General features: G+C 69.3%; 13 protein-coding genes and 3 pseudogenes. 6 read left to right on the top strand and 10 right to left on the bottom strand.

Annotated elements, in window-relative coordinates:
• Positions 1-375 precede the first annotated feature (375 nt).
• Positions 376-1566: a cytochrome P450 gene (locus tag ACFYTE_RS27525; protein ID WP_388715748.1), complete on the bottom strand. Its 1191-nt coding sequence runs from the start codon at positions 1564-1566 to the stop codon at positions 376-378.
• Between the two features lie 189 nt (positions 1567-1755).
• Between ACFYTE_RS27525 and ACFYTE_RS27520 the strand changes: the two genes are divergently transcribed.
• Positions 1756-2379: a TetR/AcrR family transcriptional regulator gene (locus tag ACFYTE_RS27520; RefSeq protein ID WP_388715746.1), complete on the top strand. Its 624-nt coding sequence runs from the start codon at positions 1756-1758 to the stop codon at positions 2377-2379.
• Here ACFYTE_RS27520 and ACFYTE_RS27515 read toward each other — a convergent pair.
• The gene (locus ACFYTE_RS27515) at positions 2343-3113 is read right to left on the bottom strand and encodes an SDR family NAD(P)-dependent oxidoreductase (RefSeq protein ID WP_388715743.1); all 771 of its coding nucleotides are present in this window, start codon (positions 3111-3113) and stop codon (positions 2343-2345) included. The two genes, ACFYTE_RS27520 and ACFYTE_RS27515, sit on opposite strands and share 37 nt — an antisense overlap.
• Entirely contained in the window at positions 3110-3853 is a 744-nt protein-coding gene (locus ACFYTE_RS27510; protein WP_388715740.1) for an SDR family oxidoreductase, read from the bottom strand. The genes ACFYTE_RS27515 and ACFYTE_RS27510 overlap by 4 nt, the downstream gene beginning before the upstream one ends.
• 613 nt (positions 3854-4466) lie before the next feature.
• Between ACFYTE_RS27510 and ACFYTE_RS27505 the strand changes: the two genes are divergently transcribed.
• The 3 genes from ACFYTE_RS27505 (at position 4467) to ACFYTE_RS27495 (ending at position 8660) form a co-directional block, all read left to right on the top strand.
• Complete coding sequence (locus ACFYTE_RS27505; RefSeq protein ID WP_388715737.1) at positions 4467-6686, top strand: MMPL family transporter; 2220 nt, start codon at positions 4467-4469, stop codon at positions 6684-6686.
• Positions 6687-6783: 97 nt separating this feature from the next.
• Entirely contained in the window at positions 6784-7980 is a 1197-nt protein-coding gene (locus ACFYTE_RS27500) for a sensor histidine kinase (protein WP_388715734.1), read from the top strand.
• Positions 7977-8660, top strand: a complete 684-nt coding sequence (locus ACFYTE_RS27495; RefSeq protein ID WP_388715731.1) for a response regulator — start codon at positions 7977-7979, stop codon at positions 8658-8660. The genes ACFYTE_RS27500 and ACFYTE_RS27495 overlap by 4 nt, the downstream gene beginning before the upstream one ends.
• Before the next feature lie 644 nt (positions 8661-9304).
• Here the strand turns inward: ACFYTE_RS27495 and ACFYTE_RS27490 are convergent.
• From ACFYTE_RS27490 to ACFYTE_RS27475, 4 genes and pseudogenes are all read right to left on the bottom strand, one after another.
• Positions 9305-9682 (bottom strand): DUF4259 domain-containing protein, encoded by a 378-nt coding sequence (locus ACFYTE_RS27490; RefSeq protein ID WP_388715729.1) that lies wholly within the window; start codon positions 9680-9682, stop codon positions 9305-9307.
• A 189-nt stretch (positions 9683-9871) separates the two neighbouring features.
• Positions 9872-11342, bottom strand: a pseudogene (locus ACFYTE_RS27485) (NF041680 family putative transposase).
• Positions 11343-11459: 117 nt separating this feature from the next.
• On the bottom strand, positions 11460-11870 hold the full coding sequence (locus ACFYTE_RS27480; protein ID WP_388715726.1) for a RidA family protein: 411 nt from the start codon (positions 11868-11870) through the stop codon (positions 11460-11462).
• A 139-nt stretch (positions 11871-12009) separates the two neighbouring features.
• Positions 12010-12648, bottom strand: coding sequence for a TetR/AcrR family transcriptional regulator (locus tag ACFYTE_RS27475; protein ID WP_388715724.1), 639 nt, complete (start codon positions 12646-12648; stop codon positions 12010-12012).
• Positions 12649-12769: 121 nt separating this feature from the next.
• Here ACFYTE_RS27475 and ACFYTE_RS27470 point away from each other — a divergent pair, with 121 nt between their 5' ends.
• Together ACFYTE_RS27470 and ACFYTE_RS27465 are read left to right on the top strand one after the other, a co-directional pair.
• A complete protein-coding gene (locus ACFYTE_RS27470; RefSeq protein WP_388715721.1) occupies positions 12770-13558 on the top strand; it encodes an SDR family NAD(P)-dependent oxidoreductase in 789 nt (262 codons plus the stop codon).
• A gap of 85 nt (positions 13559-13643) precedes the next feature.
• A pseudogene (locus tag ACFYTE_RS27465) lies at positions 13644-14329 on the top strand (transposase); the annotation flags it as partial.
• Positions 14330-14416: 87 nt separating this feature from the next.
• Here the strand turns inward: ACFYTE_RS27465 and ACFYTE_RS27460 are convergent.
• The 3 genes and pseudogenes from ACFYTE_RS27460 to ACFYTE_RS27450 all read right to left on the bottom strand — a co-directional run bounded on the left by ACFYTE_RS27460 (position 14417) and on the right by ACFYTE_RS27450 (position 16292).
• Positions 14417-15142 carry a dienelactone hydrolase family protein gene (locus ACFYTE_RS27460; protein WP_388715717.1) on the bottom strand — a complete coding sequence of 242 codons (726 nt, stop codon included), beginning with the start codon at positions 15140-15142 and terminating at the stop codon, positions 14417-14419.
• Positions 15143-15382: 240 nt separating this feature from the next.
• A pseudogene (locus tag ACFYTE_RS27455) lies at positions 15383-16032 on the bottom strand (IS5 family transposase); the annotation flags it as partial.
• 5 nt (positions 16033-16037) lie between these two features.
• Entirely contained in the window at positions 16038-16292 is a 255-nt protein-coding gene (locus tag ACFYTE_RS27450; RefSeq protein ID WP_388715715.1) for a DUF6332 family protein, read from the bottom strand.
• Positions 16293-16440: the final 148 nt, after the last annotated feature.

The following is a 16440-nucleotide window of genomic DNA, read 5'->3' as shown; positions in this document are numbered from 1 at the left end:
CCATCCCTTCTGCAGCCCTCACGGGTAGGGTTGTGACCTCTCGGTCCCGGCGGGTGCACGGCCGCGCTCGCGTGCTACGCGATGGCCAGCATGAGTTATGCCGGCCCCGCCGGGCCGAGGCCGTCTGATCGGCTTCAGGGACACGCCCCGCTGAGGGCCGATTAATGAGCTTCCGGCAGACGACCTCACCACCGGGCAGGTGCTCCGTCGAAGTCACAGGAGTACAGCTTCCGTGTTCATCGGATGGGACTGGGCCACCGCGACCCACGACGTCAGCGTCATGGACAACTCCGGTACGCGAGTGGACCGTTGGGAACTGGCGCACACAGAGCAGGGCATCGAGGCGACCCGCTGGCAGGCATGCCTGACACCCGGTCAGGCGAGGACGGCGGGCATGCTGTCCCAGCCGCGCACCGTGGTGGTGGGGGAGCGCTTGGCGTTCGCATCGTCGATCTCCCACTCGGGGAAACGGTCCAGAACCTCTTCCAGGCCGATGCGGCCTTCGAGCCGGGCCAGCGCCGCACCCAGGCAGAAGTGCGCCCCGTGACCGAACGTGACGTGGTGGCCGATGTCGCGGTGGATGTCGAACCGGTCGGGGTCGGTGAAGCGCCGCTCGTCCCGGTTGGCGGCGGACACCATCAGCAGCATCGCGGAGCCCGCCGGGACGGTTCTGCCGTGGTACTCGACGTCCTCGGTGACGTACCGGGCCACGTGCGGTCCCGGCGGCTCGAAACGCAGCAGTTCCTCGATCGCGTTGGGTATCAGGGACCGGTCGGCTACGAGTTCCCGGCGCTGGGCGGGATGGTCGGCGAGTACCTTGCCCATCCAGCCGAAGAGACGGCCCGTGGTCTCCACGCCCGCTCCCGCCACCACGGTGAGGAAAGTGAGGAGTTCCTCCTCGCGCAGCTTGCGGACGGTTCCGTCCAGGTCCTTGAACTCCACTTCCAGCAACTCGCTGATCAGGTCGTCCGAGGGGTTCTTCCGGCGCCACGCCACGTACTCGGCGTACATGCCCGGGTCGACGTAGTTGTCCTTGTCGATGGGCAGCGGCTTGCCGGGCTCGTTGCGCAGGTTGCGCTGGGCGTGGTCACGGACCTTGGGCTGATCGGCGTCGGGGATGCCGATCAGCATCCCGATGGTCCGCATGGGAAGCTCGGCGCCGAGGTCCGCCACGAAGTCGAACCGGTCGGCTCCGCTGAGCGGGTCCAGGCAGGCGCGGCAGAACGCACGGATCTTCTCCTGGACCGCCCGCATCCGCCGCGCCGTGAAGGCGCGGGACACCAGGGCGCGGTGCACGGTGTGCTGCGGCGGATCCTCGTGGATGAACACGCCGGGCGGCATCACCGGATCGGCCTGCACCACCTCAAGGATGTCGCCCTTGGCCGAACTGAGGCGGACGGTGTCCTTCAGGGCCGCGTCCACATCGGCGAAGCGGCTCAACGCCCAGAAGCCCAGGCGGTCGTTGCGGTAGAGCGGCGCCTCGTCGCGCAGGCGACGGTAGGTGGGATAGGGGTCCTGGTCCAGGACGGTGTCGTACGGGTCGTAGTACAGGCCGGTCTGGGACATCGGCTCTCCTCGACGGGGGTGCAGCAACATGCGCTGTACGCTCGTAAGGCATCGTGCTTTACAGTCGTACAATTGTCGAGGGGTGGTGCAGCGAAGACAGTGCGGGTTCATAGACTCGGACGACGCCGCGCCCCGCCCCGACGCGGGGCGCGGACCCACGTGGTCGGCGGAAGCGAGGAGCGAGGGCACATGGCGGGAACCCGGCGGGTCGGCAACCGGACGTCCAAGACCCGTGCGGCCCTGCTGTCCCACGCCGAGAAGCTCATGCTCGACGAGGGGTACGCGGCGGTCACCTACCGCGCCGTCGCCGCCCGGGCCGGCGTCACATCGGGCTTGGTCCAGTACTACTTCCCCATCCTGGACGACCTGTTCACCGCCCTGGTCCGGCACCGCAGCGAGCAGGGGCTCGCCCTGCTCGCCGAAGGGCTGGCGAAGGGACCGCCGTTGCGTGCGGTGTGGGCGTACGCAAGTGACTGGATCGCCGCCACGCTCACCTACGAACTCATGGCACTGTCCAATCACCGCAAGACGATCAGGGCCGAGATCGCACGGGCAGGAGAGGAGGCCCGGGCGATGGCCCTCGACGCCCTGGCGAAGGCACCGCCGTCCCCGGTGCCCGCCGGGCCCGGGGCGGTGGAACCCGCGCCGGAGGTGCTGGTCTTCCTCATGACGAACATCCCCCGGGTGATGGCCATGGAGGCAGCGGCCGGCATGACGACCGCCCACGCCGAGACGATCGCCTTTGTGGAGCGGTACCTGGACCGGCTGGAGCCCCTTCAGACCCCGGCGAGCCCGGGGCCGCCGTGCACGTAGAGCGTCTGGCCCGAGCAGAAACCGGAGGCGTCGGAGGCGAAGAACAGTACGGCGTGCGCGATCTCGTCGGGTTCGCCGAGTCGCCCCGATCCGTTGGTCGCGGCGATCGTGCCGAGGTCGACGCCCTGCCGCTCCGCCTCGTCCACCAGGGTCGCCGCCCGGACCGCGCCCACGGCGACGCAGTTCACCCGTACTCCCTTGCGGGTCCACGCCGCGGCCAGTGAGCCGGTCAGGTTGTTCACCGCCGCCTTCGCCGCGCCGTACGGTGCCGCCTGAGGCATGGCGAGGAGCGAGGCCCCGGAGGAGATGTTCACGATCGACCCGCTGCCCTGGGCGAGCATGGGCCCGGCGGCGGCGCGGGAGAGGTGGAAGACGCTGCCGAGGTTGAGCGCCAGGATGTCGTCCCACTCGTCGTCGGTCCACTTGAGCGGGCTCTTGGTGGGGCCACCGCCCGCGCAGTTCACCAGCACGTCCAGCCGTCCGAACGCGGTCGTCGCGGCGTCGATCAGCTCGCGGCACTCCTTCGCGCAGCTGACGTCGGTGGGCACGGCGAGCGCCCGCCGTCCCAGTGCCTCGATCTCCTCGGCGGTCTCCCCCAGTGGCCCGGGCCGCCGCCCGGCCAGGACCACATCGGCGCCGTACGCGGCGAGCAGCAGGGCCGAGGCCCGGCCGATGCCGGTGCCGCCACCGGTGACGACGGCCACCCGTGTGTCGAGCCGGAACCGGTCACTCATGTGACGGCCCCTCCGTTCACTCCGATGACCTGTCCAGTGACATAACCGGCCGCGTCCGAGCACAGGAACGCGCACACCGCCGCGATGTCGTCGCCCTGTCCGAGGCGGCCCGCAGGCACCATCCGCGCCAGCACGTCCGGTCCGGGCAGCTTCCGGGCCTCCTGGGCGGCGCGCAGCAGCGGGGTGTCCGCCGTGAACGGCGGCACGGTGTTCGCCGTGATGCCCCGCGCCGCGTATTCCAGCGCCACCGCCTTGGTGAGGGCGATGACACCCCCCTTGGAGGCCGCGTAGTGCGCCTGGCGCATCGACCCCGTCTGGCCGGCCGCGGAGGAGACGGTGACGATGCGCCCCCACCCGGCCGCCGTCATGTCGCCGATCGCGGCCTGCAGACAGTGGAACGTGCCGGTGAGGTTGACCCGGACCATCCGGTCCCAGTCGTCCGCCGTCACCTCCGGGAACGGCGTGAACGCCGAGATGCCCGCGCTGGTGACCAGCACCTCGATAGGCCCCAGCGCGGCGCGTACCTCTTCGAAGGCCTTGTCGACGGCGGCGCGGTCCGTCACATCGGCCCGCACGGCGATCACCCGCGCCCCGTTCGCGCGCAACCGCTCCGCCACCTCCTCGGCGGCAGCGGCGTGCACGTCGAGCACCGCCACCCGGTGCCCGTGCCGGGCCAGGTGCGCGCACACCGCGCGCCCAAGCCCCGACGCCCCGCCGGTGACCACTGCTGTTCGGCTCAACATGTCCTCCCGGGCACGGTGTTGTACGTGTGTATAGGAGGGTGCTGTACGACCGTACAATTGTCCATAGGGCTGTATTTGCTCGCTCGGCCCAGACCCGAGCGGGATGCGCCGCTCCTGCCCGGGGCGGGAAAGCCCGCCGCCTTTGCTGCGGGGCGACCATGCGCCGGTGCGCACCGACGTCAACCGGCTCGTGGACGTTGCCGAGCGGCAGTGGGTGATCGAGAAGAGCTTCCAGTCTCGTCGTCTGAGACTGCGCCGACGGCTGATACGGTGCCGCGTTCACTTTCGTAGATCCAGGCCGAGCCGGGAAGATCTCGAACCGCCCCAGTGGCCGTGGTCTTGCCTCAGTCGTGTCCTCACCACCGGCGGCGGATCCGAGGGTGCGATGGGACAGTGCTCCCGGCGGCACGCTGAGGCTGACCGGGGGCATCTTGTCATGTGCACGACTCATACCTGAGGAGGAGGGGACGCTCATGCTCGGGACGGAGCTGGTCGTCTCGCCTGGTAGGGAGCGACCAAGCCGCAATGACGGCAGACGCACGATGACGCGGACCGGGGCGACAGGCGATCTTGGATATCTCCCCAAGACCCGACCTGGAGTACCTTCTTCGTGGCTACCTTCCTGTATCGAGTGGGCCGTACGGCCTTCCGGCGACGATGGCTCGTCGTACTGCTGTGGGCCGTGCTGCTCGGTGCGCTCGGCGCCGGCGCCGCCAAGGCGCCCGGGGCCAGTGACGACGACGCCTCCTTCATGCCGGGCATCGAGGCGCAGCGAGCCTTCGACCTGATCGGGGACCGCTTCCCCGGCACCGACGCGAACGGGGCCAGCGCCCGGATCGTCTTCATCGCACCAAGCGGGGAGAAGGTCACCGACACCGACCACCGCGCCGCCATCGACAAGCTGGTGGAGGAGACCGGCGGCGGCCGCCAGGTCGCCGCCGCCACCGGCCCGTTCCAGGCGAACGCGGTGAGCAAAGACGGCTCCACGGCCTACGCCACGGTCAGTTTCAAGGTCAAGGCCGCCGACCTCACCGACGCCAGCAAGACCACGCTGGAGAAGTCCATCGACATGGCTCGCGACGCCGGACTGACCGTCGAGGTGGGCGGCGACGCACTCGCCACGACGCCTGGGGCGGGCGGTGCCGCGGAGGTCATCGGCTTCGCGCTGGCCGCGGTGGTCCTGCTGGTCACCTTCGGCTCGCTGGCCGCCGCCGGGCTGCCGCTGCTGACCGCCCTCATGGGCGTCGGCGTCACCATGTGTGCGATCTTCGTGCTGGGCAGCACCTTCGGCCTGACCGCCACCACCGGCACGCTCGCCTCAATGCTCGGCATCGCGGTCGGCATCGACTACGCCCTGTTCGTCGTCTCCCGCTACCGAGAGGAGCGAGCCAAGGGGCACGAGGCACGGGAAGCGGCGGCCCTCGCCGTCGGCACGGCCGGTTCGGCCGTCGTCTTCGCCGGTCTTACCGTCGTGATCGCCCTGGTCGGGCTGTCCGTGATCAACGTGCCCATGCTGACCAAGATGGGCATCTGCGCCGCGGGTGCCGTCGCGGTCGCCGTACTGGTCGCCCTCACCCTGGTCCCCGCGCTGCTGGGCATGTGGCCGAACGCGGTCCTGCCCCGCCGGACGCGCAAGACGAAGCAGGCCGGCGCCGGACGTTCCCCGGAGCGGGACAACGCCGGTACCCGGTGGGCGCGGTTCGTGCTGCGCCGTCCCGTCGCCGTGCTGCTGGTCTGTGTCGCGGGCCTCGGCGCGCTCGCCCTGCCCGCCGCCCAACTGGAGATGGGCATGCCGGGCGCGGAGTCGAAGCCGGTCACGACGACCGAGCGGCGGGCCTACGATGCGCTCGCCGACGGTTTCGGCGCCGGCTTCAACGGGCCGCTGACGATCGTGGTGGACGCCAAGGGCGTCGACGACCCCGAGGCCGCGGCGGCGGCCGTCGCCGAAAAGATCAAGGACACCGAGGGCGTCGTCTCCGTCTCTCCCGCCCGTTTCAACGAGGCGGGTGACACCGCGCTCGTCTCGGCGGTTCCCGGCACCGGCCCGACCGACGAGCGGACCAAGGACCTGGTCCAGGCCATCCGCGCGGAGCGGGCCGGACTGGAGGCCGACACCGGCGCGACCTTCGAGGTGACCGGCTCCACCGCCATGAACATCGACGTGGCCCAGGCACTGCAGGACGCCCTGGTGCCGTATCTGACCGTCATCGTCGGCCTGGCCCTCGTCCTGCTGCTGGTGGTCTTCCGCTCGGTCCTGGTGCCGGTCAAGGCGGCCTTCGGGTTCCTGCTGTCGGTGCTGGCGGCGCTCGGCTCGGTGGTGGCCGTCTTCCAGTGGGGCTGGGGAGCGGAGCTGATCGGCGTGGAGCAGACCGGCCCGATCATGAGCCTGATGCCGATCTTCCTGGTGGGTATCGTCTTCGGACTGGCCATGGACTACGAGGTCTTCCTCGTGTCCCGGATGCGGGAGGCCTACGCCCACGGGGACCGTCCCGGAGAGGCGGTCGTCGCCGGCTTCCGGCACAGCGCCCGCGTGGTCACGGCAGCCGCCGTCATCATGATCGCGGTCTTCTCCGGATTCATCGGGGAGGGCGACTCCATGATCAAGACGATCGGCTTCGGACTCGCGGTGGCGGTCCTCTTCGACGCCTTCGTGGTCCGCATGGCGCTGGTGCCGGCGGTGCTCGCCCTCCTGGGTGCCAAGGCCTGGTGGCTGCCCCGCCGGCTCGACCGGCTGCTGCCCAATGTGGACATCGAGGGCACCGGCCTGACCGCCGGGCCGCCCGCGTCCGGTGAGCAGGAGATCCGCCCGCGGGAAACGGCCCGTATCTGAGCGGACGCGCGACCGGGTCGCCGCCACGCCGAACCAGGTGGTGGCTCGGTCTGCGAACATGGCCCGGTCACACGTAACCCCTCGGAGAGAACGTTCGATGAGCACAGCCTGGCGGCGCCGGACCACGAGCCGGTCCCGGACCTCCGGTATCGCCCTACCCGCCGCGCTCTTCGTGGTCACGGCGGTGAGCTGTCTCACCACCGCCTGGTTCCTACCCGACTCCCTGTCGATGTGGCCCAGCGTCCTGCTGAGCCTCGCCGCCAGCGCGGCGCTGTGGTGGCGGCACCGCCGTCCGCTGACCGTGCTGGCCGTGACCGCCCTGTGCACCATGACACTGGGTGCCCTCGGCTTCCTGCTGACCCCGCTCGTCATGGGACCGCTGCTGGCCGCGCTGTACTCCGTTGCCCTTCGCACCGGCCGCAGCACCACCTGGTACAGCGCCTCGGCCGCCGCGGCGGGCATGGGGCTCGCCGGGCTGGGGCTCACCCCGTCCCTGCGCGGCTCGATGTTCGTCGTCTTCATCAACCCGGTCGGGTGGGTGCTTCTGACGGCGGCCTTCGGCAGCTATGCCCGGGTGCGCCGCGAGTACGCCGCCGCGAGGGCCGAACACCAGGAGCGCGAACGGGAGGAACTGGCGCGGCACCATGTCGTCCAGGAACGCATGCGGATCGCCCGGGAACTGCACGACGTCGTCGCCCACCACCTCGCCCTGGCCAACGCCCAGGCCGGCACCGCCGCCCACCTGGCCCGCTCCAACCTCGCCCAGGCCGTGGAGATGCTGGAGCACCTGTCCGGCACCACCGCCCAGGCGCTGCGCGAGATGAAACGCACCGTGGGCCTGCTCCGCCAGGACGGCGACACCCCCGACGATCTGCTTCCCGCTCCTGGCCTCGAACACCTGCCGGGCCTGCTCGACACCTGCGCGGAGGCCGGCCTGGACGTGTCCGTGGAGGTGCGGGGGGAACCGCGCGTCCTGCACCCCGGACTGAACCTGACGGCGTACCGCATCGTGCAGGAGGCGCTGACCAACGTCACCAAACACGCCGCCTCCGCCACCGCCCGCCTCCGGCTCACCTACACGCCCTCCGACCTGACCATCGCCGTCACCGACGACGGCAGTCCCCGGGGCGGCGCGGTCCGCCGGCGCCGCACCGAACGCGGCTTCGGACTGGTCGGCATGGGGGAGCGGGCCCTGGCCGCCGGGGGCAGCTTCCGGGCCGGACCACGCCCGCAGGGCGGCTTCGAGGTCCTCTGCTCTCTCCCGCTGAACGACGACGAACGGTCCGCTTCATGACGATCCGCGTCCTGCTCGCCGACGACCAGGCCCTGCTCAGGGCCACCTTCCGCATCCTGATCGAGTCCGAACCGGACATGACGGTCGTCGCGGAGGCCGCGGACGGTCAGGAAGCGGTCGACCTCACCCGCACCCACCGGCCGGACGTGGTGCTCATGGACATCCGGATGCCGTCGACCGACGGGCTCGCCGCCACCGCCGACATCTGCGGACGTGAGGAGCTGTCCGGCACCCGTGTCCTGGTGCTCACGACGTTCGACGACGACGAGAACGTCGCCCGTGCCCTGCGCGCCGGGGCGAGCGGCTTCCTCGGCAAGGACGTGAGCGCGGACGCCCTCCTCGCGGGCATCCGCACCGTGGCGGCCGGCGACTCGCTGCTGTCGCCCACGGCTACGAAAGCCCTCATCGTCCGCTTCCTCGCCGCTCCGGACACCGACGGTCCCCTGGCCTGCGCCGACAGCCTCTCCGCGCTCACCGGCCGCGAACGCGAGGTCGTCACCCTCGCCGCGCTCGGCAGGTCCAACGACGAGATCGCCGACGCGCTGTTCCTCAGTCCGTTCACCGTCCGCAGTCACATCCATCGGGCCATGACGAAGGTGGGGGCCCGTGACCGTGCGCAGCTCGTGGTGGTCGCCTACCAGAGCGGACTGGTGCGGGTGGGGCCCCCGGAGACCGGCTGACCACGCCGTACGACCTTGTCGACCAGCCCCCAGCGCAGTGCCTCCGTCGCAGGCAGCGCGGTGTCGGAAAGGGTCAGGCAGGCGGTCCGATGCCGACCTATACGGGCCGCCAGGCTCACGGTGCCACCCGCGCCGGGGATCAGCCGCTCTCGGGCAGCCGGACGGTCGTGTCCGGGGCGGCCACCACGTGGCCCGCGAACGCCACCAGTTCGATGCCCGCGCCGACACAGGCACCGTGCAGGTAGGCCGTCACCTTCGGACGCGGCGCAGGAGCAGCGCCGCCGGGCTGTGGCGCGTCCGCACGAGGTGTGCCTCGGCCGAGTCCCGTGACGAGCCGAACTCGGCCGGATCGCCGCGCTGCAGAACACGGGCCCGCTGCCGCCCAGGTCCACGGGGGTGATCGACGGGTCGGCCACGGCCACCTCCAGAGGCGCCGTCCCTGTGCATGCGGCCACCGTACGAAAGGAAGATGGCTGTGGGGAGTCCCCACCGCGCGGCGCAGAGCCTGGTCAGTGTGCGGTGGTCGGGCTGCGCATCTCATCCTGGCGAGCGGACCGGGGTCCTCCAAGCTCGCCGTACCAGTTGGTGGAGGGGAGGTGCCGCTCGTCCTGCACGCCGTGTGAGTGTCCGTTCCAGGGCACGCCTCAGTCCGAGTTCTCCTTCCTCTGGAGCGCGGCCAGCTCGTCGAAAGTACGGATCAGGACTGCGCGTCGCTCGTCCTTGTAACCCGATGAGACCTCCAACTCGTCGATGTAGCCCTCCCACACCGCCATGTACGTCTTCTTCCACCCCTCGACCACATCAGCCTCAGGCAGTGACGCCCCTACGTAACCCTGCCGCGCCAGGAGGCTCAGCAACTCCAAGTTGGCCGGCACCGCGACTCCCCAGTACTCGTCGGGTTCGATCCCGACCGGGTCGCCGGCCATCGCGTCCGCGACCTCGGTGATGAGCCGGTCCGTGAGGATCGACAGGTGGTCTGCGGCTGTGTCGTTCTCGAAGTTGCCAGTTCCCCAGTCGCCCACGGGGTCTCCTCTGCTCGCCGGGTCGTTCGCAAGAGTTGTATCAGCGTGTACTGACAACCAGGCCGCACGGAGGTGCGGCAGCCCGGAAAATCCTGGACCGGCATCATGTGCCAGAGCCAGTAGTCCTCCGTCGGCTATCCTCTCGCCGCTTGGCGTACCCGGATCAGGAACAGGCACTCAGCTTGTTCTTTATGGTTTGAGTCGGTTTTGTTCGGTGATGCTCTCTGGTCGTTTCACGGTTTTACCACGTCGTAACGGGTGGCGGGCCGCCGGTTTGTCGAGTCAAGTGGCCTGCCAGGTCCGGGGGTTGAGGGGTTTTGGCGCGTGGGTCGGGCAGTGCAGATGCGGGCGGGGGTTCCGAAATCCCCGGCGGACTCGGGCCGGGGTGAGTGGGCCGGGCTCGGCGGGTTTCTCCCTCGGCTGCCGCAAGTCGGCGGCGGCCTCGCGCAGAAGGCGGATCTGGGTGTGGGCGGTGATGATCAGCCAGGTCCAGCGCTCGCCGGCCTTGGGGGTTCGCAGCTTCGGGCGGGTCCGCCCGGGGGTCTGTTTCATCGGCCGGAAGGTGTGTTCCAGGTCGAAACGCCTCAGCAATGCCTGCCAGCGCACGTCGACGTCCTCGCAGTTCAGGCCGGTGGCGGACGACCACAGCCAGAGCGGCAGCGGGTCTCCTCCGCCGGGCAGTCGGTCGACCTGGAGGCGGATCAGTGTGCCGTCGATGAGGGGGAGTTCGCCGGTGTGCTCGATCCAGGCGGAGCGGGTGGTCAGGCGCGGGTGGATACGGTCCCAGGCCATCGCGCGGGTGGTGCCGTATCGGTCGGTGACCTGAGTCGTGGCCGCGTCCGGCTCACCCCGGGTGTCCGTTTTGGCGAAGCGGAAGTCCTTGCCGTGCTTCGGCGGTCGCCCGCCCTGGGGATGGGCCAGGGCGTACTTCCTGAGCGAGGGTGTCGGCCGTCGCATGACGCGGTCGGAACGCATCCGTCCCATCTCCTCGACCGGGAGGCCGTCGAGGAGGTGGGATATGCGTGGAGCGTCGTAGCCGGCGTCGAAGACGATGAGGATGTCGCGGTCGCCGACGTGTCGGCGGCCCATCTCGATCAGGTCGGTGACCACCCGGCGGAGCTGGGAGGCGGTGGCCTCGGCGACGTCGTCCTCGGGTCCGAGGCGGACGGCGTCCAGGAGCTGGCACCAGGACGTCCGGCCCGATTCGAGGGCGGCGACGAACGAGTACGGCCGGCCGGGGATGAACTGGTCCGAGGAGCGTCCGCTGCGGCCGTAGACGTGGCAGAACAGGCGATCCGCGCTGGTCGGGGCGTCGGGGCGTCGGGGCGTCGGGGCGGAGCCAGTTGCTGACATCGACCGCCAGGACCAGGGGCCCGTCGGCGGCCCGCGGCATCGGCAGACCGGCCAGCACCTGCCGCAACCGGGGTACGTCCACGTTCCCGTGGTTCAGCGCGTCGTACATCGCACCGTGCCCACGCCGGTGCTCGGCCACCAGCGTCAGGTCCACCGGCGAGGTCACCGGGCCGTCCGCGCACAGCAATGCGTCCACGAGCCCGAACAGCTCGTCCCCGCGCACGGTCAGGCAGTCGAACAGGTCCTCGCGGAAGCGTGACGCTTGCGCGAACGCTTCCCCGGGACCGGCGTCAGGCAGCAGACTCACCTTCACGGCCTTCGTCTTGATCGGTGCACCTTGGCCGGAGCACATGATCAGACGAAGGCCGCCCCAGCGTCCCGCGAATGCCCAGCTGGGCTACCCGGTTCGATACGCCGTTCGAAGTCAGTCAGGCAGCGCCACAGTGAGATCCACCTCGACGAGCTGTCCCGGAAAGCCCAGCTGGGCGACGCCCAAGAGCGTGCTGGCGGTGGTGAACGCCGGACCCAGGGCAGACTCGGTGAGCCGACGCCATGCGGCTCCGAGAATGTCCCTCTCATCGCTCCGCACGTAGATCACTGACCGCACCACATGTTCAGGCTGGGCACTCACCGCTGCCAGGGCAGCGAGCGCGTTCGCGACAACCTGGTCGACCTGCGTCTTGAGGGAACCGGAACCGACGAGGTCACCATTCCGATCAAGCGGGCACTGCCCCGCCAGATAGGCGGTACGGCCTGCCTCCACCACGGTGATGTGGTGGTAGCCGGGTGTCTCATGCAGCTGCGCGGGGTTGATGCGGGTGATCTTCTCAGTCATGTCATGAGTCTGACCAGCGTGGTGCCAGCACGCACTGCATTTTCTCCACCGGCAGGCATTCCGCAGCGACGTGAGGTTAAAGATCAAGCTAAGGGCTGTCCCGCAATCGGCCTTTGGCTTCGGTGGGGCACCTGGCGTCTCAGGCGCCGTGGGACCCCGGCGCGCCGTATCGGGCGAGCATGGTCAGCACCGCTTGGTCGACCGCGTTGGTGATGGCGGAGTCGTCGGGCTCCCAGCGTGCGAGCAGCATCCGCGGCCAGAACACGTAGTTGGAGATCATCCCGAGGAATTGGGTCGCTGCCATCTCCGCATCGTCAAGCCGGGCTGTACCAGCGGCGTTCTCCGCCGCCAGGTAGCGGCGGACCGATTCGAAGTAGGGCATCTTGCCGAGCTTGAACTGGGTCTCGCCGAGCTCGGGGAAGCGCGGTACCTCGGCGATGACGATGCGGAAGAGGGCAGCCATGCCGGGCTGGGTGAGAAGCGCCACGTATCGGCGTCCGATGGCCTCAAGCCCTGCACGGAGGTCCCCCGGCTCGGGGAGGGGAGCCTCCTCCTCGTCGACCTTCCAGTGTTCGGTGACGATCGCCTCGAACAGGGCCGCTTTGGTGGTGAACTGCTTGAACAGTGTCGCCCTCGACACTCCGGCCGCCTCGGCGATGCGGGCCAGCGAGGTGCCGTCGTAGCCGGAGTCGAGGAACAGCTCGGTGGCTGCCTCGATGATGGACGTCCGCTTCTGCGCTGCCACGCGCCGGTGATATTCCGAAGGCTGTGCCGTCATGCCCTCAGTATGCCCCTGCCTGCGAGGTGAGTCACTTGACTCGCCTCTGGTCCCGCTCTTACCTTGAGAGAGGAGGTGAGTCACTCGGCTCACTATTAATGCAAGCCTGGAAGGATGCACCATGGGGCGCTTTGAGGGCCAGACCGTCATCGTCACCGGCGGCAGCGGGGGCATGGGCAGCAGTCATGTGCAGGGCTACCACGCCGAGGGGGCGAACATCGTCATTGCCGGCCGCGACACCGACGCCGGCCGCGATCTCGCTGCTCAGCTCGGTCATCGGGCTCTGTCCGTTCACCTGGATGTCGCCAGCGAGGACGACTGGGCGGCGGTGGTGCGAGACGTCGAAGGCCACTTCGGGCCGATCACCATCCTGGTGAACAACGCGGGCGTCCAGAACCCGGCGGCCCTTATCGAGCACACCGAACTCCGCACCTGGGAGCGCACCTTCAGCGTCAACGTCACCGGCCAGTTCCTCGGCATCAAGGCCGTGGCTCCGTCGATGCGCAGGGGCGGTGGCGGAACCATCGTCAACATCGCCTCGACCATGGCCCACCTCGGCACGGCCTTCTACGCCCCCTATACCGCCAGCAAGTGGGCCGTGCGCGGGCTGACCAAGACGGCCGCGCTGGAACTGGGGCGGGACAACATCCGGGTCAACTCCATCCACCCCGGCGTCGTCTCCACACCGCTGATCAACGAACCCACCGTCGCAGGCCAGCCGGCCATCGCCGACTTCTACTCGCCCGATCCCTTCGCCATCCCCCGCCTCGCCGAACCCTCTGAGATCACGCGCCTGTTGCTCTTCATCACCTCCCAGGACGCATCTTTCGCTACGGGCTCGGAATTCGTCCTGGACGGGGGCCTGCTGCTCGGCCCTGCACTCCAACCCGAAGCCGACATCGCAGCTTGAGGCGGCATTGCGGTACGGAGCGCGCAGTCGCGGGCGCCCATCGTGTTCAAGGCGAAGCGATCTTGCCTTGCGGTGATGACGCGCTGTGGCAGTTGTGATCACGGCGTCCGAGCCGTCCTGGATAGCTCCATTCACTGGGCTGAGCCCGCGCTGCTTCGGCAGGTTGGTGGCCGCGTTGCGACGGGAGGGCGCGGATGTGGTGCGGCGGGGCCGTCCGTGGAGTCTGCCGCTGGAAGACCGCGTGCTGCTCGTGACGACATACTGGCGCACAAACTTGACGATGCGCCGGCTTGCCCCGCTCTTCGGCATCTCGAAGTCCGCGGCCGACCGCATCATTGACCACCTCGGCCCCCGGCTCGCGCTCCAGCCTCGTCGGCGGTTCCGTAAGGACACCGTGCTCATCGTGGACGGCACCCTGGTGCCCACGCGCGACCATTCGATCGCCGAACAGTCCAAAAACTACCGCTACTCGACTGCCCATCAGGTCGTGATCGACGCCGTCACCGCTTGGTCGTCGTGGTCGGCCGACCGCTGCCGGGAAATCGCCATGACTCCCGCGGCTGGGAGGAATCCGGCGCCAAGGCCGCCGTGGGCACCACCACGACGCTCGCCGATGGCGGCTACCGGGGCACCGGACTGGTGATCCCCCACCGGCGAGCGGTCGGGCAAGCCGAACTCCCGGCCTGGAAAGAAGAACACAACCGGTCCCACAAGCAAGTTCGCGCCCACATCGAGCACACCTTCGCCCGCATGAAGCTGACATGGCCCATCAAAGATCATTACGGGACATCCCTCAACCGGAGCCGGTGGCGGTCGACCGGCCTGTTGCGCGGCCCGGAATCGCGGTTGTCGACCAGATCACTCCGCCACGGGCAAGCACTCGGCGAGCAGGTCGACAATGTCGTGCCAGGCCCGCCGTGCGTGCCGTGGGTGGTAGCCGACGCCGGGCAGCACGGTGTGGTCGACCGATGGGTGGTGGAAGGCGTGCAGGGCTCCGCCGTAGACCACGAGGCGCCAGTCGACGCCGGCGGCCTGCATCTCGGCGGTGAACGCGTCCCGTTGCGCGGGCGGCATGATCGGGTCTTGCGACCCGACCCCGGCCCACACCGGGCAGCGAATGCGCGCCGCCTCGCCCGGTCGGCCCGTGGTCAGTGCGTTGACTGTCCCGATCGCGCGCAGGTTGACGCCGTCGCGCCCGAGTTCCAGCACGATTGCGCCCCCGGTGCCGTAACCGACGGCGGCGATCCGGTCGGAGTCGGCCCGCGGTTCACAGCGCAACACGTCGAGCGCCGCGTGTCCGATGCCCCGCATCCGGTCGGGGTCGACGAGCAGTGGCATGCAACGGGCCAGCATCTCCTCGGGGTCGCCCAAATAGCGCCCGCCGTGGAGGTCGAAGGCCAGCGCCACGTATCCCAGCTCGGCGAGCGCATCGGCCCGGCGGCGCTCGACATCGCTGAGCCCCATCCCCTCGGGCCCGATCAGGACCGCGGGCCGGCAGTCGACACCGGCGGGGAGCGCGAGGTGCCCGATCATCGTGAGGCCGTCGGCCGGGTACTCGACCGTACGCGTGGTAATCGTCACCATGAGACTGGACTGTAGTGACCGTCGAGTCCGGTCGGGCGGGCGTTCTGCCGCTGGCAGAACAGCCCGGGTGCGCTTCTGAAATGCGGCGATGGCTCACGAGTCCGTGCCAGTGCTGCTGGCCAGCGGCACTGAACTTCGCGGCAGGTTCCTGGCGTATTCCGGTCCCACCGGACTGCTGGCCGTCAGTGCCGAGACGATCAGTCGCGTTGAGCTTCGCGGGAGGCCGGCTGTCCGCTCCTGCGGGAGCTTCGGCGGGTGATGCGCCTGGTCATAAGGGTGATCGCCGCCCAGGTGATGAGCGATTCCGAGTGCTGGATGAGCCGTTCGTAGTCGCGTGCGTGCCGACGGGCGTGCATGACCCAGGCGTGTGAGCGTTCGACGACCCAGCGCCGGGGCAGAACGACGAACCCGACGGCGTCCTTCGGGCAGCTGACGGTCTTGATCGTCAGGTTCAGGTAAGTCATCGCCCAGTCGACGAGCTGTCCGGCACAGGCAGAGCCGGCCCAGACGATCGTGATCTCGGGATGCATCAGCCGCAGCCGGAAGAGGACTTCCTTGGCCGCGCTGCGGTCCGTGATGTCAGCCGGGGTGACCATGACGAACAGCGGCAGGCCCTTGGTGTCCACGACCAGATGCCGCTTGCGGCCGTTGATTTTCTTGCTGGCGTCGTAGCCGCGGGAGTCACGCCCGACGGTGTCCGCGGCCTTGACCAACTGGGAGTCGATGACGGTGGCGACCGCTCCGGGGGCCCGGCCCATCTCCCGGCGGATGCGTTTGCGGAGCTGGTCACGGATCTGCCCGATGACTCCTGCGGCAGCCCAACGAGCCATGAATCCATAGCAAGTTCGCCAGGGCGGGAAGTCCTTGGGCAGTGCCCTCCACTTGCAGCCTCGGGTCAACGCCCCTGGCGCCGACTCACATCGAAGCGGAGCAGCACCCGCGTCACACGCCACACCGCAGCAATGACCGCTAGCACGATCCCCACCATGAGCAGACTCTTCCCCGCAGGCTCGGAGACACCCACGGCCAGTGCTGGGACCAAGAGCACGCCGAACACGCCTGCGGCTAGGACAGCAGCCGTCACTAGGGCGAACATAATCTCCACTGTCATCGCGTCCTTCTCCCAACGCGATTCCCGCCCCATATCCATGCTGCAAGTCTCACATGATCGTCAGGCTCTCGTAGCAGAAATCTTGCGCGGTTCGGGAGTGTAAATCTAACGGCGGATCTGACGATCATGGGAGAGACGTCAAGTGACTGACACCGCCGTGGAGTTGGAGACCGTGAAGCCTGTCGAG

The sequence above is a fragment of the Streptomyces sp. NPDC004629 genome, assembly GCF_042873595.1.
GTDB lineage: Bacteria > Actinomycetota > Actinomycetes > Streptomycetales > Streptomycetaceae > Streptomyces.
The sequence above is the reverse complement of the archived record's forward strand: the minus strand, read 5'-3'. Positions and strand labels throughout refer to the sequence as shown.